This window comes from Nocardioides daphniae, assembly GCF_004777465.1.
GTDB classification, from domain to species: domain Bacteria; phylum Actinomycetota; class Actinomycetes; order Propionibacteriales; family Nocardioidaceae; genus Nocardioides; species Nocardioides daphniae.
In genome coordinates this window covers 3,440,482-3,458,376 of record NZ_CP038462.1, presented here as the reverse complement: position 1 = coordinate 3,458,376, position 17,895 = coordinate 3,440,482, and the positions used below count along the sequence as shown (strand labels likewise).

16 protein-coding genes and 1 tRNA gene are annotated in these 17,895 nt (G+C 71.5%); 8 read left to right on the top strand and 9 right to left on the bottom strand.

Going from position 1 to position 17,895, the window contains the following annotated elements; all coding sequences use genetic code 11:
* Position 1 precedes the first annotated feature (1 nt).
* The gene (locus E2C04_RS16935) at positions 2 to 1,426 is read right to left on the bottom strand and encodes an MBL fold metallo-hydrolase (RefSeq protein ID WP_135833499.1); all 1,425 of its coding nucleotides are present in this window, start codon (positions 1,424 to 1,426) and stop codon (positions 2 to 4) included.
* A 160-nt stretch (positions 1,427 to 1,586) separates the two neighbouring features.
* Between E2C04_RS16935 and E2C04_RS16930 the strand changes: the two genes are divergently transcribed.
* Entirely contained in the window at positions 1,587 to 3,875 is a 2,289-nt protein-coding gene (locus E2C04_RS16930) for an SCO7613 C-terminal domain-containing membrane protein (protein WP_135833498.1), read from the top strand.
* Positions 3,876 to 3,900: 25 nt separating this feature from the next.
* Here the strand turns inward: E2C04_RS16930 and E2C04_RS16925 are convergent, their stop codons facing one another.
* The 3 genes from E2C04_RS16925 to E2C04_RS16915 form a co-directional block, all read right to left on the bottom strand.
* A complete protein-coding gene (locus E2C04_RS16925; RefSeq protein WP_135833497.1) occupies positions 3,901 to 5,478 on the bottom strand; it encodes a sulfatase family protein in 1,578 nt (525 codons plus the stop codon).
* A gap of 62 nt (positions 5,479 to 5,540) precedes the next feature.
* Positions 5,541 to 6,491, bottom strand: a complete 951-nt coding sequence (locus E2C04_RS16920; protein WP_135833496.1) for a formylglycine-generating enzyme family protein — start codon at positions 6,489 to 6,491, stop codon at positions 5,541 to 5,543.
* A 122-nt stretch (positions 6,492 to 6,613) separates the two neighbouring features.
* Positions 6,614 to 7,048 (bottom strand): DUF4234 domain-containing protein, encoded by a 435-nt coding sequence (locus tag E2C04_RS16915; RefSeq protein ID WP_135833495.1) that lies wholly within the window; start codon positions 7,046 to 7,048, stop codon positions 6,614 to 6,616.
* A 430-nt stretch (positions 7,049 to 7,478) separates the two neighbouring features.
* Between E2C04_RS16915 and E2C04_RS16910 the strand changes: the two genes are divergently transcribed.
* The gene (locus E2C04_RS16910; protein WP_135833494.1) at positions 7,479 to 8,408 is read left to right on the top strand and encodes a calcium-binding protein; all 930 of its coding nucleotides are present in this window, start codon (positions 7,479 to 7,481) and stop codon (positions 8,406 to 8,408) included.
* A gap of 175 nt (positions 8,409 to 8,583) precedes the next feature.
* Entirely contained in the window at positions 8,584 to 9,888 is a 1,305-nt protein-coding gene (locus E2C04_RS16905) for a GDSL-type esterase/lipase family protein (RefSeq protein ID WP_158630745.1), read from the top strand.
* A gap of 54 nt (positions 9,889 to 9,942) precedes the next feature.
* Here E2C04_RS16905 and E2C04_RS16900 read toward each other — a convergent pair.
* Positions 9,943 to 10,032: transfer RNA gene (locus E2C04_RS16900), tRNA-Ser, on the bottom strand.
* Between the two features lie 89 nt (positions 10,033 to 10,121).
* On the opposite strand from E2C04_RS16900, the gene E2C04_RS16895 reads away from it, so the two are divergent.
* Positions 10,122 to 10,463, top strand: coding sequence for a hypothetical protein (locus E2C04_RS16895; protein ID WP_135833492.1), 342 nt, complete (start codon positions 10,122 to 10,124; stop codon positions 10,461 to 10,463).
* 86 nt (positions 10,464 to 10,549) lie between these two features.
* Here the strand turns inward: E2C04_RS16895 and tadA are convergent, their stop codons facing one another.
* Together tadA and E2C04_RS16885 are read right to left on the bottom strand one after the other, a co-directional pair.
* Positions 10,550 to 10,984, bottom strand: a complete 435-nt coding sequence (gene tadA / locus E2C04_RS16890; RefSeq protein WP_135833851.1) for a tRNA adenosine(34) deaminase TadA — start codon at positions 10,982 to 10,984, stop codon at positions 10,550 to 10,552.
* Between the two features lie 29 nt (positions 10,985 to 11,013).
* Positions 11,014 to 11,520, bottom strand: coding sequence for a tRNA adenosine deaminase-associated protein (locus tag E2C04_RS16885; protein ID WP_135833491.1), 507 nt, complete (start codon positions 11,518 to 11,520; stop codon positions 11,014 to 11,016).
* A 123-nt stretch (positions 11,521 to 11,643) separates the two neighbouring features.
* On the opposite strand from E2C04_RS16885, the gene upp reads away from it, so the two are divergent.
* The 4 genes from upp (at position 11,644) to E2C04_RS16865 (ending at position 16,491) form a co-directional block, all read left to right on the top strand.
* A complete protein-coding gene (gene upp, locus E2C04_RS16880; RefSeq protein WP_135833490.1) occupies positions 11,644 to 12,285 on the top strand; it encodes a uracil phosphoribosyltransferase in 642 nt (213 codons plus the stop codon).
* Positions 12,286 to 12,729: 444 nt separating this feature from the next.
* Entirely contained in the window at positions 12,730 to 14,259 is a 1,530-nt protein-coding gene (locus tag E2C04_RS16875; RefSeq protein WP_135833489.1) for a Re/Si-specific NAD(P)(+) transhydrogenase subunit alpha, read from the top strand.
* 1 nt (position 14,260) lies between these two features.
* Positions 14,261 to 15,703: a Re/Si-specific NAD(P)(+) transhydrogenase subunit beta gene (gene pntB, locus E2C04_RS16870; RefSeq protein WP_135833488.1), complete on the top strand. Its 1,443-nt coding sequence runs from the start codon at positions 14,261 to 14,263 to the stop codon at positions 15,701 to 15,703.
* A gap of 110 nt (positions 15,704 to 15,813) precedes the next feature.
* Entirely contained in the window at positions 15,814 to 16,491 is a 678-nt protein-coding gene (locus tag E2C04_RS16865; RefSeq protein WP_229721437.1) for a potassium channel family protein, read from the top strand.
* A gap of 6 nt (positions 16,492 to 16,497) precedes the next feature.
* Here the strand turns inward: E2C04_RS16865 and thpR are convergent, their stop codons facing one another.
* Both thpR and E2C04_RS16855 read right to left on the bottom strand, forming a co-directional pair.
* Positions 16,498 to 17,061, bottom strand: coding sequence for an RNA 2',3'-cyclic phosphodiesterase (gene thpR, locus E2C04_RS16860; protein WP_135833487.1), 564 nt, complete (start codon positions 17,059 to 17,061; stop codon positions 16,498 to 16,500).
* A 12-nt stretch (positions 17,062 to 17,073) separates the two neighbouring features.
* Positions 17,074 to 17,808 carry a VIT1/CCC1 transporter family protein gene (locus E2C04_RS16855; RefSeq protein ID WP_229721408.1) on the bottom strand — a complete coding sequence of 245 codons (735 nt, stop codon included), beginning with the start codon at positions 17,806 to 17,808 and terminating at the stop codon, positions 17,074 to 17,076.
* Positions 17,809 to 17,895 lie beyond the last annotated feature (87 nt).

Here is a 17,895-nt window from a genome sequence, read left to right as displayed (position 1 = left end):
CTCAGTCGGTGGCGTCTTCGCCCGCGGGGTCGCTGACCAGCGGCAGCCCCGACGAACCGGCGTTGTCGAAGGAGTCGTCGATCGCCACCACGTGGCGCCCGCCCGCGGAGAGCAGCGAGGCACCGATCGAGGCGCGGTAGCCACCGGCGCAGTGCACCCAGACCTCACCTGCGGGCACGTCGGCGAGCGAGCGGGTCAGCGCGTGCAGCGGCACGTTGACCGCGCCGTCGACGTGGGAGGAGGCGTACTCGTCGTCACGCCGCACGTCGAGCACGACGACCTCGCGGTGGTGCCGCACCTGGGCGAGGTCGGCGAAGGTCGCGGTCTCGAAGGAGGCCAGCGGGCCGTCGGTCCACTGCTCGGGGCCGCCGGTGGCGTGCGCCTCGAGGCGGTCGATGCCGATCCTGACCAGCTCGCGCTGGGCCTCGGCGACCTGGTCGGCGCTCTCACCCAGCAGGGTCAGCGGGGTGCCCCACTCGATCAGCCAGCCGAGGTAGGTCGCGAACTGGCCGTCGATGCCGAAGTTGAGGGTGCCGGGGGCGTGGCCAGCGGCGAAGGTGGTGCGGTTGCGCAGGTCGACGACCCACTCGCCCGCCTCGATCCGGCGGCGCAACTCGGTGGCGTCGGCGAGCGCGGGCAGCTCCAGCGAGGGCGCGTCGGGGCCGGCGAGGTTGGCCGGCGCCATGTGGGCGTAGTAGGTCGGCCACGCGTTGAGCCCGGCGAGCAGCTCACGGACGTACGTCTCCTCGTCCTGGGTGAGGACGGGGTTGCTGCGTCGCTCCTGCCCGATCGTGGAGGCGGTGGCGTCGGACTGGCTGGCCGAGCAGAAGGAGCCGAAGCCGTGGGTCGGGAAGACCTCGGCGGTGTCGGGGAGCAGGTCGGCCAGACGGTGCGCGGAGGCGTGCTGGTGACGGACCAGCGCGTCGGTGTGCTCGGGGCCGAGCAGGTCGGGGCGGCCGGTGGCGCCGAAGAGCAGCGAGCCGCCGGAGAAGACCGCGACGTGGGTGGGCTCGCCCGAGCCGGTGTCGTGCGCGAGGGCGTACGAGAGGTGCGTGTAGGTGTGGCCGGGGGTGGCCACGGCGGTGACCTGCATCGACCCGACCTCGATCACGTCGCCGTCGCGGACTCCGAGGCGCTCGAAGCTGACCGGGTCGTCGGCGTTGACGACGTACGTCGCGCCGGTGGCGTCGGCGAGCGCGCGGCCGCCGGTGACGTAGTCGTTGTGGATGTGGGTCTCGAAGACGTGGGTGAGCCGCACGCCCAGCTCGTCGAGGAGGCTGGTGAACCTGTCGATGTCGCGCTGCGGGTCGACGACGAAGGCGACCTCGCCGTCGTGGGCGAGGTAGCTGCGGTCGCCGAGGCTCGGGGTCTCGACGGGGACGACGCTGACGGTGGTGCCTGACTGGACTGCGCTGGACTGGGTCACTGTGCTTCCTCTCCTATCCCCCCGGGGGTTATGAAATCACGGTAGCACTCCTCGCAGGACCATGCGACTCTTCACCTCGCGAGGGCTTGGTCGGTGCCGGTGGGGCGTTGAGTACGGGTGCCCATTCCCCGTCGACGTGAAGTCCACGAGGATGACGCCCATGAACGATCTCCCTGCCCCGGAGCAGGCGGCCCGGGAACGAGCCGCCCAGGAGCGCCCCGCCCCCGGCTCCGCGCTGCCGACGACCTTCGCCTGCCCCGAGTGCCGCTCCGCGCTTCCGGTCGGTACGCCGCTGTGCCCCACCTGCGGCATCCGGCTCACCGGTCCGCTCGCGCGCCAGCTGTGGGAGGTCGAGCAGCGCATCGGCAGCCTGTCGGCCGAGTCGAGGCGCCTGCGTGCCCTGCTCCTCCAGCCGCCCAGCCCGGCGGAGGTCGCCCAGGGCCGTTCCGAGGGCGTACGCCCGAGCTCCCCGGCACCCCTGCCGCAGCACCCGGGCCACCTCGCCCCGACTCTGCCGCGCAAGGCGTTGAGCGGGCAGCAGGTCCTGCTCGGCATCGCCGCCTTCCTGCTCCTGTCGGGTCTCTCGTTCTTCCTGCTCGTCGTGTGGAGCCTGATCGGCCTGGTCGGCCAGGCCCTCGTCATGGTCGTCCTCACCGGGCTCGCCGCCGGCGGCGCCGCCCTGGCCACCCGCAAGCGTCTGCCCGCCGCCGCCGAGACCGCCGCCGTGATCGCCTCCGGCCTGGTCTGGCTCGATCTCTGGGCCGCGCACCGACTCGGGCTGGCCGGCCTCGACGCGCTGCCCGTCGAGCAGTACTGGACCGTCGCCGGCCTCGTCGGCACCGGTCTGCTGCTCGGCTTCGACGCCCTCGTGCCGCGCCACGACGCGACCGGCGAGCTGCGCCGGATCGTCGTCTACCGCCCGGTCGCCCTGGTCTTCGCGGTCGCCGCGCTGTGGTCGGCCGTGGTCGTCGCCGACCCCGACGGCCTCGGGGCCTCGGTCGCCGGCCTGCTCGTCGCCGTGGCCAGCGTCGGCCTCGCCTGGGCTGCGGTGCGCCTGGACGGGCGTACGGGCCTCGTCTCACCCTCCTCGGTGGTGCCGCTGCTCTCCGCGGTGGTGGGGCTGCTCATCCACCTCCTCGTCGCCTTCGCCGTCGGCTACGAGGACGGCCCTGCGGGCGACCGCTACCTGGCGATGGTGCTCCTGGTGCTGCTGCCGGTGGCCCTGCTGGTCGTGCAGCGCCTGGTCCCCGCGGTGGGCGACGCCCGCCTCGCCCTGCGGATGGTCGGCCTGCTGGGGCTGCTCGTGGCCCTGGGTGTGCCGGTCGTCGACGCGCCCCGGGGCGCGGTGGCGGCGGTCGCCGCGGTCGTCGGCCTGGTCCTGCTCGGGCTCGCCGTCCTCGGCCGGGACGGGACCTTCGGGCACCGCTTCGGCTGGGGCGACCTCCTGAGCTGGACCCTGCGCCTGGCCCTGGTGCTCCTCTCCGCGCTGCTGCTCGCCCTGGCCGAGGGTGGCCACGCCAGCGGGCTCGACCTCGCCGCCCTGCGTGGCGGTGCCGGGCCGGCCGACTGGTGGCTGCCGGTGGTCCCGCTGGTCGCGCTGGCCCTGGCCACGACGGTCACTGCCGTCCGGCGCAACGACCCGTCGATGGCGGCCTTCGCCCACGCCGCCGCCGTCGCCGGCGTGCTGGTGGCGCTGCGCGACGCCGAGCCCGTCACCTCGGCGGTCGCGGCCCTGGTGGCCGCGGTCGTGGCGGTCGCCGTCGCGGGCGGAGCCCGCTGGTCGGCGCTCGAGCGGGGCCACTGGGCGATGGAGCCGATCGCGCTGGCCGCTGCCGCCGCGTACGCCGTCACGGCGGTCACCGCGGGCCTCGACGTCGACGCCTTCGTGCTGGCGACCGTGCTCGTCGCCCTCGGAGCGCTGCTCGCCGCGTACGCAGCTCTGCCCGGCCGCCTCGAGGTCGCCTACGTCGCCATCGTGCTGCTGGGGGCGGGCCTGTGGGTCCAGCTCGTCGACCGCGACGTCTCCACGGTCGAGGCGTACGTCCTGCCCGTCGCCGCCCTGCTCGCCGGCCTCGGCGCGCTGCAGTGGCTGCGCGACCGGCAGGCGCCGACCTTCCTCACCATGGGTCCCGCGATCGTCATCGGCCTCCTGCCGAGCCTGATGGCCGGGATCGCCGACGACTCGCCGTGGCGCCTGACCGTGGTCACCCTGGTGGCGGCCCTGCTGCTCGTCGTCGGCATCGCCCGGCGCTGGCGGGCGCCGCTGGTGCTGGGCGCGCTGGCGCTCGGGATCGTGGCCTTCACCCAGGGCGGTCCGCTGCTCGCGTACGTCCCCAACTTCGTCCTGCTGGTCGGCTCGGGCGCGGTGCTGCTCGTCGTCGGCGTGATGTGGGAGCGCTCGATCGCGCTGGGTCGCCGGACCTACGCCCTGCTGGCGGCGATGCAGTAGGCCCGCCCAGCAGGGAGGGTGCCCGTCACCTGACGGCGGGCACCTCGCCCAGCTGCGGGCAGGTCCGGGCCGCGCAGTCGCGGTAGCGCTCGTCGAGCCTGCGGAGCTGGGCGGTGAGCGCCGGGCGGCGCTCGGCCAGGTTGGTCAGCTCGTAGGGGTCCTCGACCAGGTCGTAGACCTCCTCGAAGCCACTCTTCATGCGGGCGTACTTCCACCGGTTGCCGACCCGGATGCCCGAGTAGAGCCGCTGGTCGTCCTGGGCATCGACCGCGTACGCCTCGAGCGGGACGACGCGGTCCACGTACTTCTCCGGCTGCTCCAGCAGTCGTGAGACGTCGAGCCCGTCGACCGGGCGGCTCGGGGTCGCGCCCGCCATCGCCGCCAGCGTCACCGGCAGGTCGGCATGGGTGACGACCGACTCCACGGTGGAGTCGGGCCGCACGCCCGGCCCGCGGATCACCAGCGGCACGGTGAGCTGGGGCTCGTAGAAGAAGAGCTTGCCGTCGAGGTTGTGCTGGCCGACGCTGTAGCCGTTGTCGGAGGTGAAGACGATGACCGTGTCGTCGAGCTGGCCCGACTCCTCGAGGGTCTCGACGTGCCGGCCCACGGCCCGGTCGACCGCCTGCAGCGACTCGAGCCGCTGCTGGTGCAGCTCACGCAGGTAGCGCTTGCGCTTCGGCTTCGCCAGGAACTTCCGCTCCCGGCCCGCCTGCTGGTCGGGCACGTCGTAGAACATGCTCGGGTCGTCGGGCAGCTCGCGTGTCGCGAAGCTGTCGCGGTCGTCGGGGTGGACGTACGGCGTCGGGGGGAAGCGCGGGTTGGTGCGCGCGGAGTCGTTGCCGCGCACCTCCTGCTCGACGTACTTCGGGTCGTCGTCCTCCCACGGGCCGCCGAAGTGCGGCGCCACGTAGTTGACGTTCAGGAACCAGGGGCGCGTCGTGCGCCGCGGCTGGCCGAGCAGGTCGTCGACCCGCTCCGCGAAGCCGTCGGCGTTGTAGGTCGAGGAGACCTCCTCGACCGCGCCGTTGTTGGAGAGCTGCGTCTTGTCGTAGTCGTACGTCGTCGTGTCGACGCTGGCCAGCCAGCGCGTCCAGCCCGGCGGCACGTAGGTCTCGGTGCCGTTGTTCTTGCCGTAGCCGTTGAGGTACTTGCCGACGAAGAAGGTCTCGTAGCCGGCCGCGTTGAGCCAGACCGGGAGGGTGTCGTCGTCCTTGCCGTCGCCCATGAAGGAGGTGACGCTGCCGTAGGGCCCGGAGATGCCCAGGGCGCCGTGGTTGTGGGTGTACTGCCCGGTGAGCAGGGAGGCGCGGGCCGGGACGCAGATCGGGGTCGGCGCCAGCGCGGTGTCGACCGTGGCGCCCTCGTCGGCGATGAGCCGCTGCACGTGCGGCATGTCGAGCACGTCGGTCGCGGAGGCGTCGTCGACGGTGATGAGCAGGATGTTGGGCTTGCCGACGCGCTCCTCCTCGGGGGCGCTCGGCACCTTGGAGGCGGTGCCCGGTCCGGGCTTCGCCTCGGGCTCGTCACCCAGGGTGCACCCCGAGGTCAGCGTCGCCACCGTCGCTGCCGCCGCGAGGCCGACCAGCCATGGCCGCTTCTTCATCCAGGCTTCTCCCGACTTCTGGTGTGGACGCCCCGACGAGACTATCGGCTGGGGCGTCGGACTCAGGCGTCGTTCGCGCAGCGGAAGCCGAGATTTGCAGCACTCGAGTCGGGTGGCGACGAGGTGCGCGCCGCGACCCGGTAGCGGTGGCAGTAGGAGTCGTGGCACAGGTAGGAGCCGCCCCGCATCACCCGGCTCTCGCCCTGCGCGGGACCGGTCGGGTCGTCGGTGCGGTGCAGCGGCGTCTCGGGGGAGAACCAGTCGGCGCACCACTCCCAGACGTTGCCGGCCATCTGCCACAGGCCGTGGCCGTTGCGGGTGTAGGACTTCACCGGCGCGGTGGTCAGCCAGCCGTCGTCGAGGGTGTTGCGGGTCGGGAAGTCACCTTGGAAGAGGTTGGCCATCCAGCGCCCGCGCGGCAGCAGCTCGTCGCCCCACACGAAGCGGGCCCGGTCGAGACCGCCCCGGGCCGCCTTCTCCCACTCGGCCTCGGTCGGGAGCCGCTTGCCGGCCCACGCTGCGTACGCGGTGGCGTCGGCGTGGGTGACGTGCACGACCGGGTGGTTGCCGCGCTGGGCGACGTCGCTGCCCGGCCCCTCGGGGTGGCGCCAGTCGGCACCGTCGACCATCAGCCACCACGGGGCCTGGGCGGGGCGGCCGCGCACGTGGCGGGCCTCGCCGTCGTACGCCAGGTGGAAGACCGCCGAGAACCCCTCGGCCTCGGCGGTGGTGACGTGCCCGGTGGCCTTGACGAAGGCGGCGAACCGGTCGTTGGTCACGGCCGTCTCGTCGATCCAGAAGGAGGGGACGGTGACCACGCGGGCAGGGCCCTCGCCGTCGGCGGGGTAGCCCTCGCCGAACGAGTCGCCCATCCAGAAGTCGCCGCCGGGCACCAGGACCTGGCCCTTGCGGCTCGGGGTCGCGGGGGAGGGCGGGCGCGGGGCGTCGACCCAGCCGTCACCCGGGGCGGCGGGCGCGCCGCCGGCGGCGGGGCCGCAGCAGTCGCTCGCCATCGGTGTCTCCTGGGTCAGTCGCGGTGGGTGCCGGTGGGTGCCGGTCCGTCGTCGCGGGCGGGATGCAACAGCGCCCCGTGCATCGTGGCACGGGGCGCTGTCGGCGCGTCAACGGCGTACGGTCAGGCGGCGCCGAGCGAGCGCCAGTAGTCGTTGATGGCGCCGTTGGTCTTGACGAGCCACACCAGCGGCAGGACCAGCAGGAGGCAGCCGGGGATCACCCAGAGGCCGGTGACGGCGGAGACCTTGGGCTCCTGGCCCGCGCGCTCGCGCAGGCTGCCGATCTCGTGCGACGAGATGAAGGGCATCACGAAGCCGACGAAGAAGGCGAGGAGGAGGGCGATCGGGCCGCCGATGCCGGCACCCGAGTGGGCCTTCATCTCCTGGTGGATCTTGTAGTACCAGTAGAGCGAGTAGATGCCGAACGTCACGATCGTCAGCACGATCACGAGGCCGGTGCCGCGCACCTTGCCGACGGGGCCGGTGCCGGAGCCGGCGTACTGGTCGCCCGCGGGCGGGGCGTAGGGCGCGGATCCGGGGGTGGCTTCGGTGGACATGTGTACCTCGGGCTTTCGGTCTTCGGTGCTGGTGGACTACGGCGTCGCAGGCTAGCGGCCCGAGGCGACGGTTTGCGTGATGTCCACCCCGGTGGAGCGCGCCGACGCTTCGCTGGTCTAGACCAATCCCCAAATCGGGAGGTGGTCAACGCCGGTCGAGGGGGTTAGACAGGACGTGGACATCTCGGGGGAAGGTCCACTTGCGGTCTCCGGCCTCGACCACCGGCGACGACTCCGTCGACGGTGCCACTTCGCGGCCCGACATCTGGGTGACACCGCCGGCCGTCAGCCACGTACGACGTGGTCGGCGCCACCGTGCGTGGGCGCCGTGTCCCGTGCTGCGCACCACCACGTCCACCGGGCACGTCCAGTCCCGCGTGGTCCAGGAGAACGACCCTTCACGGGCGAGCACACACAGAACGGAACAATCATGGACATTCGGGGGAAGCGTCCACTGCGGGTGGCACTCATCGGTGCCGTCGCCGTCTGCATCATGGCGCCGTCGGCGTACGCAGCGGTGATCGTGGGGACCAAGAACGCTGACAACCTGCGCGGCACGGCGGGTGCCGACACGATCTCGGCCCGGGCCGGCAACGACCGCGTCCGCGGCTTCGGCGGCAACGACCGCCTCTACGGCGACGCCGGGCGAGACCGGGTCGTCGGCGGCAACGGCAACGACCGCGCCTGGGGTGGCAACGGCAACGACGAGCTGCTGCTCGACGCGGGCGACGACAAGGGCTACGGCAACAACGGCCACGACATCGTGCGCGGCGGCCTGGGCAGCGACCAGCTGTACGGCCAGAACGGCAGCGACTCGCTGATCGGGGCGGCCGGCCACGACCAGCTCTACGGCGGCAACGGCTACGACACCCTGGAGGGGCGCGGCGACGACGACTACCTGTCGGGTGACAACGACGACGACTCCATGTGGGGTGGCGACGGCTACGACACCATGCACGGCGGCGACGGCTACGACTTCATGGGTGGCGAGGACGACGGCGACTACATGACCGGCGGCTCCGGCAACGACTACATGGACGGCGGCGACGGTGCCGACTCGATCGAGGGTCAGAACGGTGCCGACTTCCTGATCGACGGCGACGGCTACGACGCGGTCTACGGCGGCAGCGGCAAGGACCTGTTCTACGTCGGTGCGGGCGGTGACTACGTCGACGCCGGCGACGGTGCCGACACGGTCTGGCTGTACTTCGACGGCAACTACGACGCGGTCTACTGCGGCGACGGCGACGACATCGTCTACATCGTGGCGCCGAACGGCACGCCCACCGGTGACTACTTCAACTGGGACTGCGAGTCGGTGGTCTACCGGACCTCGACGCCGGACGACTGGCCGTACTGAGGGGGACGCACCGAGTCCTTCGCACACCACTGACGAGGTCCCGACCGGAGCGCTCCGGCCGGGACCTCGTACGTCCGAGCGGTGACCACACCCGAAGGTGTCGCCGGTGACCCCTAGGTTGCTGAGGGCCGCAGGGAGCGGTCAGGATCTCGGGAGGACAGATGAGGGGACGCGCGTGGATCGCGGCCGTGTCGATGGTGGTGGTGGGGTTGGCCTTTCCGACCTCGTCCGCCGTGGCCGCCGACGGCGGGACGCCACGGATCATGGTGGTGGGGACTCGATCTCCCAGGGGAGCGCCGGTGACTTCACCTGGCGCTACCGGCTCTACACCCACCTGAAGGCCTCGGACGTGACGCCCGACATGGTCGGGGTGCGGCGCCACCTCTTCGACAACGTCGCCGACTCGCAGACCGGCCCCGACCGGATGGCCTACGTGCACCCGTTCGACCAGGACCACGCCGCCTGGTGGGGCCAGAGGGCTGCCGACAAGGTCAGCCAGATCCAGGCTGAGGTGCAGGCGACGCAGCCGCACTACCTCCTGCTGCTGATGGGCATCAACGACGTCGCCGCCGACCAGGACCCGACGGCCGCGCTGAAGCAGGTCATCCGCAACGCGCGGGCGGCGAAGCCCGACGTCAGGATCGTCCTCGGCACCCTGGTGCCGACCGAGATCGAGCTGCAGGCCGACCGCACCGACTTCCGTGACCTGGCGCGCGCGGCCAACTTCGGCATCGTCGACATCCGGGACACGATGAGCACCACCCGGTCACCCATCCGGCTGGCCTTCACCCGGACCGACTTCGACCCGGCGCTGCACACCTACGACGGGGTCCACCCCAACTCGCGCGGCGAGGTCAGGATCGCGGCCGCCTTCGCCGACGCCCTGGCCGGCTTCGGGGTCGGCACCAGCTATCCGCGCCCGCTCGCCAACCCGCCGCTGGGGCCGCGTACGCCGCCCACGCTCACCAGCATTCCCGACGGGTTCAACGTGGACCTGTCGTGGAGCAAGGTGCCGGGCGCCATGCAGTACCAGGTCTACCGCCGCCTGGTCACCACCGATCCGGACGCGCCGTGGTTCCCGGTGACGGCCCTGCGGCACTGGAACGAGCGCTCGGTGTCGCTCCCGCTGCACCCGGGCGAGCGGTCGGAGTACGCGGTGCGGCCGGTGAAGTCGTTCTTCGGCCGCGACCCGGGGGCGTGGTCCAACACGCGCCTGCACACCACCCCGGCGCCGACCGTGTCGGCCACCGGCGGTGCGAACCAGCTCTGGCTCTCGTGGAGCAGCATCAACCACGTGCAGGGCTACGAGATCCGCAAGCGGGTCGGCCAGGGCGAGTGGGAGCTCCTGTGGCCGACCACGTCGACCTCGTTCCACGACTTCATGCTGCCGGGCGGCCGTCGCTACGACTACCAGGTGCGCGGCTACACGCAGTACGGCAAGGGCACCTGGTCCAGCACGGCATCGGTCTGGATCCCCTGACGAGGAGGGGTCCAGGAACGAGTGAAGCCCCGTCCGAGGACGGGGCTTCACTGCTGGCGGTGACGGAGGGATTTGAACCCTCGGTGGACTTGCGCCCACAAACGCTTTCGAGGCGTTCTCCTTAGGCCGCTCGGACACGTCACCGCGACGAACGTTACCGGACCCCTCACCCGGGCACTAAATCGGATCCCACCTGCCCCTCCGGAGGCGTCTCCGGCTCCTAGACTCGGGCCATGATCAGGCTCCTGCTGATGGTGCTGGTGATCGCGGCCGTCGTCGCGGTCGTCTACTTCTACGCCAGCCGCCCGGCGGTCTCGCCGGTGCGGCTCGAGCGGGTCAGGCGCCAGGTCAAGGCGGCGAAGGACCTGGCGTACGCCCACGACGAGATCTCCCCGCACCTCGCCGGCGCGATCATCGCCCGCACCCGGGGCCTCCACGAGGACGACCCGGTCCGGACGTTGGAGGAGGCCGTCGAGGACGTCCTGGCCCTGGCCCGGGAGCACCGTGGCGAGGAGCCCGACCTGGCGGTCATCGTGATCGACACGCTGCGCCGCGACGACCCGCAGCTGGGCTGACGTCGTACGAGCGCAACTGTCGAGTTGATGCGTCTGCCGCCGGCGTGTGGCCCATCAGCTCCACAGTTGCGGAGGAGTGGGCGACCTCAGCCGCGCTGACACGCGAAGAAGGCGTCCAACCGCTGCGTCGACTCCTCGGCCAGCACCCCGGCGATCACCTCGGGACGGTGGTTGAGCCGACGGTCGCGCACCACGTCCCACAGCGAGCCCACGGCGCCGGCCTTGACGTCGTACGCCCCGAAGACGAGCCGCTCCAGGCGCGACAGCACGATCGCGCCGGCGCACATCGTGCAGGGCTCCAGCGTCACGACCAACGTGCACCCCTCCAGTCGCCACTCGCCGACCGCCTGCGCGGCCCGGCGGATCGCCACCACCTCGGCGTGGCCGGTGGGGTCGTGGTCGGCCTCGCGCACGTTGCGTCCGGTGCCGATCACCTGTCCGGTCGGCGAGAGCACGACGGCGCCGATCGGCACGTCCTCGGTCGCCAGCGCGGCGTCAGCCTCGGCGAGGGCGAGGCGCATCGCCTCGTCCCAGTGGTGGCCCGTCACGCTCAGAGACCCTCGAGGCCGACGGCGTCGTCGAAGGCAGGACCGAACCCGAGACGGGTGGCGATGTCAGAGAGCATCTCGTCAGGGTAGAGCTCGACGTCGTCGACCAGCGCACCCATGTCGTCGGCGTGCATCCCGAGGTCGGCCACGATCCCCAGGTCGCCGGCGGGCCCGTAGTCGTCGTCCTCCGGGTCGGGCAGCCCCAGGAAGTCGACCACCGACTCGGCGATCTCCCACTCCTGCGCGGCGGTGACGTCGGAGAGCAGGACGCGGGTGGCGTGTCCGTCGACCCGCACGAGCACGAAGAAGTCCTCGTCGACCCCGACCATGCCGAGGGCGCCCTCGCCGGTGTCGAAGCGACGCAGCCCGGCGGCCAGCGTCTCCACCGACTCCAGCGCGGTGTCGGCGAGCTCGCCGAGCTGCCACTCGCCGTCGGTGCGGTAGGCGGCCAGCGCGAAGTCGATGGTGTCGTCGTGCACCACCCGCGTGACCGACCCAGACTCCGACATCGCTCGCCCTCGTTCGTGGACCCTCCGGACCTCGTCCACACTGACAGAGATCGGCGGCGGGGCCAACCCCGGAGCGGGCTGCTCGACCGGGGAGTTCACGCCCATTTCGTCTAGGGTTGCCCCATGCGCACCCAGGTCGTGGACCACCCGCTCGTCTCCCACAAGCTCACGACCCTGCGGGACGTACGCACGGACTCACCGACCTTCCGTCGCCTCACCGACGAGCTCGTCACCCTGCTCGCCTACGAGGCCACCCGCGGGATCCGCGTCGAGAGCGTCGACATCACCACCCCGGTCGCCCCCACCACCGGCGTGAAGCTGTCGACCCCGACCCCGCTCGTGGTGCCGATCCTGCGCGCCGGACTGGGCATGCTCGACGGGATGATGCGCCTCCTCCCGACCGCCGAGGTCGGCTTCCTCGGCATGGTCCGCAACGAGGACACCCTCGAGGTGCACACCTATGCCGAGCGCCTCCCCGACGACCTCTCCGGTCGTCAGGTGTACGTCCTCGACCCGATGCTGGCGACCGGCGGCACGCTCGCCGCGGCGATCCGCTTCCTCACCGACCGCGGTGCCGACGACATCACCGCGATCTGCCTGCTCGCCGCCCCGGAGGGCTGCGAGCGCCTCGAGGCCGGGATCGCCGACCTCACCGTGCCGGTCTCGATCGTGACCGCCGCGATGGACGAGCGCCTCAACGAGAGGGGCTACATCGTGCCCGGCCTCGGTGACGCGGGCGACCGCCTCTACGGCGTGGCCCACTGAGCCCGACCCCCTGAGCCCGGCCGACTGACGTTGGCCGACTGACGGGTGCGCACCTTCGCGCCCTGTTCACCTCGGCGACCCGCACGGGTCGCCGCGACGACACTGCGTACGCCGACGCTCGAGGCGTCCCGGGCATCCGGCCCGGGGAGTCCGAGTGGAAGGACGTACGTCATGGCCATCCTCGAGCCGCAGTCCACCGAGCAGCCTGCACCCCCGCCGCTGGTCGCCTTCAGCATCACGCTGTTTCTGCTGGTGGCGCCCTTCGTGATGATGCTGGGCTGAGCACGCCCGGTCCGACCCGTGGTCGCCGGTCACGCCCCGTGTGAGGCGGCCCACGATGAGACCCTCCTGTGACCTCCGGCTTCGGCAGGTACCTTGACGCTGCCCCACCCCTGTCGTTGCACGACGGCAGAGCCGGTGGGGGAGCCCCTACAGGAGGTAGTCGTGCGAATCGGGATCCCCCGGGAAGCCTGGCCCGGCGAGTCACTCGTCGCAGCCACGGCGAAGACGGCCGAGCAGCTGACCAAGCTCGGCTATGACGTCGTCGTCGAGTCCGGCGCCGGACAGGCAGCGGACCAGCCGGACGAGGCGTACACCGCCGCCGGCATCAGGGTCGGCGACCACGCGACCGTGTGGTCGAGCGACGTCATCGTCAAGGTCAACGCCCCCACCGACGAGGAGATCGGCCAGCTGCGCCGAGGCTCCACCGTCGTGTCCATCATGGCTCCGGGCCGAAGCCCCGAGCTGATCGAGAAGTTCACCGCCGCGGGCGTCACCGCCCTGGCCATGGACGCGGTGCCGCGCATCTCGCGCGCGCAGTCCATGGACGTGCTGTCGTCGATGGCCAACGTCGCGGGCTACCGCGCCGTCATCGAGGCGGCCCACGAGTTCGGCCGGATGTTCACCGGCCAGGTCACCGCCGCCGGCAAGACCGCCCCCGCCAGGGTCTTCGTGGTGGGCGCGGGCGTGGCCGGCCTCGCCGCGATCGGTGCGGCGTCGTCGATGGGCGCCGTCGTGCGTGCCTTCGACGTACGCCCCGAGGTGGCGGAGCAGGTCGAGTCCATGGGTGCGGAGTTCGTCCACGTCCAGATGGAGCAGGAGGTCTCCTCCGACGGCTACGCCAAGGAGATGACCGCCGAGCAGGAGGCGGCCACCGCGCTGATGTACGACGAGGAGGCGCGCAACGCCGACATCGTCATCACCACCGCGCTGATCCCGGGCCGCCCGGCCCCGAAGCTCATCACCGCCGAGACGATCGCCGCCATGCGTGGCGGCAGCGTCATCGTCGACATGGCTGCCGCCAACGGTGGCAACGCTGCCGCAACCAGGACCGGGGAGCGGGTGGTCACCGACAACGGCGTCGTGGTCCTCGGCTACACCGACCTGGCCGGACGCCTGGCTGCCCAGACCAGCCAGCTCTACGGCACCAACATCGTCAACCTGTTCAAGCTGCTCACCCCGGGCAAGGACGGACAGGTCACCCTCGACTTCGACGACGTCATCCAGCGCGGCATCACGGTCACGCTCGACGGTGAGTCGATGTGGCCGCCGCCGCCCGTGCAGGTCTCGGCCGCCCCGGCCGCCGCCCCCGAGGCCGCGGCCCCGGTCAAGGCGGAGAAGAAGCCGGTCGACCCCAAGGTCAAGCTGTACGCCGCCGCTGCCGCCGCCGTGCTCTTCGGCGCGGTCGCCATGTTCTCGACCTCGACGCTGCTCGAGCAGCTCACCGTGCTGATGCTGTCGGTCTTCGTCGGCTACTACGTGATCTCCAACGTGGCGCACGCCCTGCACACCCCGCTGATGGCCGAGACCAACGCGATCTCGGGGATCATCCTGGTCGGCGGAATCCTGCAGGTCGGCAACGACAACCCGTTGGTCACCGTGCTGGCGGTGGTGGCGATCCTGGTCGCCTCCATCAACATCTTCGGTGGCTTCCTGGTGACCGTCCGCATGCTCGAGATGTTCAGGAAGGACTGACATGGACCTCCTGACCTCCGAGAAGCTCTCGGGCCTGATCCAGGGCGCGTACGTCGTCGCCGGCGTCCTCTTCATCGTCGCCCTCGCCGGGCTGTCGAAGCACGAGACCGCCAAGCGCGGCAACCAGGCCGGCATCGCCGGCATGGGCATCGCCCTGGTGGCGACCATCCTGCTGGCCCTCCAGCAGGCCGAGTTCGGCTACGGCCACGGCGTCGGCCTGACCCTGGTGCTGATCCTCGTCCCGATCGCGATCGGCGCGGTGATCGGTGCCCGCAAGGCGAAGACCGTCGAGATGACGGGCATGCCCGAGCTGGTGGCGCTGCTCCACTCGTTCGTCGGCCTCGCGGCCGTCCTGGTCGGCTTCAACACCTACTTCGCGCACCCCGAGGCCTCGGGTGGCGCGCACGGCGTCGAGATCTTCCTCGGCGTCTTCATCGGTGCGGTGACCTTCACCGGCTCGATCATCGCCAACCTCAAGCTGAGCGCGAAGATGAAGTCGGCGCCGGTGGTCCTGCCGGGCCGCCACTGGCTCAACCTGGCCGTCATCGTCATCTCGCTGGTGCTGATGGTCTGGTTCATGAACATCGACGGCTACGCCGACGAGCACCTCGGCACCATCCCGCTGGTCGTGATGACCGCGCTCGCGCTCTTCCTCGGCTTCCACCTCGTGGCGGCTATCGGCGGCGGCGACATGCCGGTCGTGGTCTCGATGCTGAACTCGTACTCCGGATGGGCCGCGGCTGCCGCCGGCTTCATGCTCGGCAACAACCTGCTGATCATCACCGGTGCGCTGGTCGGCTCCTCGGGTGCGATCCTCAGCTACATCATGTGCAAGGCGATGAACCGTTCGTTCGTCTCCGTGATCGCCGGTGGCTTCGGCTCCGACGGCGCCGTGCAGGGTGAGGCCCGCGACTACGGCGAGCACCGCGAGATCCTCGCGGACGAGACCGCCGAGCTGCTGGCCAACGCGAGGTCCGTGGTGATCACGCCCGGCTACGGCATGGCCGTGGCGCAGGCGCAGTACCCGGTCGCGGAGATGACCCGCAAGCTGCAGGCGAAGGGCGTGGACGTGCGCTTCGGCATCCACCCCGTCGCGGGTCGCCTGCCGGGCCACATGAACGTGCTGCTCGCGGAGGCGAAGGTCCCCTACGACATCGTCCTGGAGATGGACGAGATCAACGAGGACTTCGGCGAGACCGACGTGGTGCTGGTGATCGGTGCCAACGACACGGTCAACCCGGCCGCGATCGAGGAGCCCAACTCGCCGATCGCGGGCATGCCGGTGCTGGAGGTGTGGAACGCCAAGGACGTCGTCGTCTTCAAGCGCTCCATGGCCACCGGCTACGCGGGCGTGCAGAACCCGCTCTTCTTCAAGGAGAACAGCCGGATGCTCTTCGGCGACGCGAAGGACCGCGTCGAGGACATCGTGAAGGCGCTCTCCTGACGACGTGACCTCGTACGGTCGCCCTTCGGCGGACGTCATCGTCAGCGGCTCCTGCGGGAGCCAATGGTGATGACGTCCGCCGAGGTCGTTCCTAGGATCACCTCGTGGAGATGACAGAGCGGCGTACGCTGCCGGCGCTGATGGCGCGCTACCCCTCGGCCGTGCTGCTCGCCGCCCAGCTGCTGGTGGTGCTCTCCTACCCGAGCCTGGACGAGTCGACGCTGGGGCGGGCGGTGGCCGGCGTCTTCCAGATGGTTGCCGTGCTGGCGGCCGTGATGGTGGTGCGGCGTACGCAGGTGCTCACCTGGGTGGCGATCCTGCTCGGCCTGCCGGCGATGGGGCTGGCGGTGGCCGAGGCGGTGGTGCCGGACTCGGGGCCGGTGGTGCTGGTGTCGGCGGCCTTCCACGTGCCGTTCTACTTCTTCGTCTCGTGGGCGATGCTCCGCCATCTCTTCCACGACGACCACGTCACCCGCGACGAGCTCTTCGCGACCGGCGCGGCCTTCACGGTCGTGGCCTGGGCGTTCGCCTACCTGTACGCCGCGGTCCAGGTGGTCTGGCCGGGCTCCTTCGTCGGGGCCGCCAGCCCGGACGGCGCGGAGCCGCTGGCCTGGTTCGACCTGCTCTACCTGTCGTTCACGACGCTCACCAGCGTCGGGCTCTCCGACGTCTACCCCGTCGTCGACCACGCGCGCTCGTTCGTGATGGTCGAGCAGGTCATCGGCGTCTTCTACGTCGCGATGGTGGTCTCGCGCCTGGTGGGGCTGACCGTGCTGCGGCGCAGCTGAGCGGCGTCAGCCCAGCGGGAGCTCCGCCACCACCTCGTACCGCGGCCGCCCGCGCGGCCCCTCGCCCAGGTGTGACTCCACGAGCGTGAAGGTGTCGATCGTCCACGCCGGGCCGCGGTAGGTGTCGAGCAGGCGCACCCAGTCGCTGACCTCGGTGGGCCTGCCGCAGCGGGCCACGGTCAGGTGCGGCCGGAAGCGCTGGCCGTCGACCGCGGCCCCCGCCCGGTTGGCGGCGGCCCGGGCGCCGTCGGCCATCCGGCGTACCTCCACCGCGTCGTCCTCGTCGAGGTCGAGCCCCGCCCAGAGCACCTTCGCGCCGGCGACGTGCGGAAAGGCACCGCCTCCGGTGATCGCCGTCTCGACCGTACGCCGCCGGCCCGCCGCCCGCTCGAGGCGTTCGACGAGGTCGTCGAGCCGGCGCTCGGCGAGGTCGCCGACGAAGGCGAGCGTGAGGTGCACCTGGTCGGGCGCGGTCCACCGGAAGTCGGCCGCCGCCCGGCGTGGCTCGAGGAAGTCGGCGAGGTGCTCGACGGCCTCGGGCGGTGGCAGGACGGCGACGAAGCAGCGCACGGCGGCCCGGGGTCAGCCCACGGTCACGCCGAAGAGCATGCCGACGAGGTAGGTGATGCCCATCGCCAGGAGGCCGCCCACGACGTTGCGCATGACCGCGCGGAGCTTGGGGCTGAAGCCCAGGTGGGCGCTGACGGCGCCGGTGACGGCGAGCGCCACGGCGACCACCACGACGGTGAGCGGCAGGCGTACGGACGCCGGCAGCAGGGCGAGCACCAGCAGCGGCACGAGGGCACCCAGGGTGAAGGCCACCATCGACGCCCAGGCCGCGTGCCACGGGTTGGTGAGCTCGTCGGGGTCGATGCCGAACTCGATCTCGGCGTGGGCGGCCAGCGCGTCGTGCTCGTGCATCTCGGTGGCGACCTGCTGGGCCGTCGCCTCACTGAGACCCTTGTCGCGCAGCATCCTGGCCAGCTCGTTGCGCTCGGTCTCGGGCATCTGCTCCAACTCGATCTTCTCCATGGCCAGGATCGACTTCTCGGAGTCGCGCTGGGTGGAGACCGAGACGTACTCGCCGGCGGCCATGCTGATCGCGCCGGCCGTCAGCGCGGCCACGCCGGCCAGCAGGATCGCGGACTCGTCGGTGGTGGCGCCCGCGACACCCATCACCACGCCAGCGGTGGAGATGATGCCGTCGTTGGCGCCGAGCACGGCCGCGCGCAGCCAGTTGAGACGGCCCGTCACGGAGCCCTTCATCTGGTCGTGGAAGTGCTGCGGGTCGTCGTCGGTGCCGATGTCGAAGCTCACGCCCACATCGTGACTCCGGCGGCGGGGCGACGCAACGAAGGTGAGGCTGTGCTGGGTGGGTGTCGCGTCACCGCTCAGCCCGCTGAT

Coding starts and splice junctions, on each gene's coding strand:
- E2C04_RS16885 (WP_135833491.1), bottom strand. CDS start 11,520: ATGTCGGAGTCTGGGTCGGTCACGCGGGTGGTGCACGACGACACCATC.
- E2C04_RS16865 (WP_229721437.1), top strand. CDS start 15,814: ATGACAGAGCGGCGTACGCTGCCGGCGCTGATGGCGCGCTACCCCTCG.
- E2C04_RS16925 (WP_135833497.1), bottom strand. CDS start 5,478: ATGAAGAAGCGGCCATGGCTGGTCGGCCTCGCGGCGGCAGCGACGGTG.
- E2C04_RS16910 (WP_135833494.1), top strand. CDS start 7,479: ATGGACATTCGGGGGAAGCGTCCACTGCGGGTGGCACTCATCGGTGCC.
- pntB (WP_135833488.1), top strand. CDS start 14,261: ATGGACCTCCTGACCTCCGAGAAGCTCTCGGGCCTGATCCAGGGCGCG.
- tadA (WP_135833851.1), bottom strand. CDS start 10,984: ATGCGCCTCGCCCTCGCCGAGGCTGACGCCGCGCTGGCGACCGAGGAC.
- E2C04_RS16915 (WP_135833495.1), bottom strand. CDS start 7,048: ATGTCCACCGAAGCCACCCCCGGATCCGCGCCCTACGCCCCGCCCGCG.
- E2C04_RS16930 (WP_135833498.1), top strand. CDS start 1,587: ATGAACGATCTCCCTGCCCCGGAGCAGGCGGCCCGGGAACGAGCCGCC.
- upp (WP_135833490.1), top strand. CDS start 11,644: ATGCGCACCCAGGTCGTGGACCACCCGCTCGTCTCCCACAAGCTCACG.
- E2C04_RS16920 (WP_135833496.1), bottom strand. CDS start 6,491: ATGGCGAGCGACTGCTGCGGCCCCGCCGCCGGCGGCGCGCCCGCCGCC.
- E2C04_RS16895 (WP_135833492.1), top strand. CDS start 10,122: ATGATCAGGCTCCTGCTGATGGTGCTGGTGATCGCGGCCGTCGTCGCG.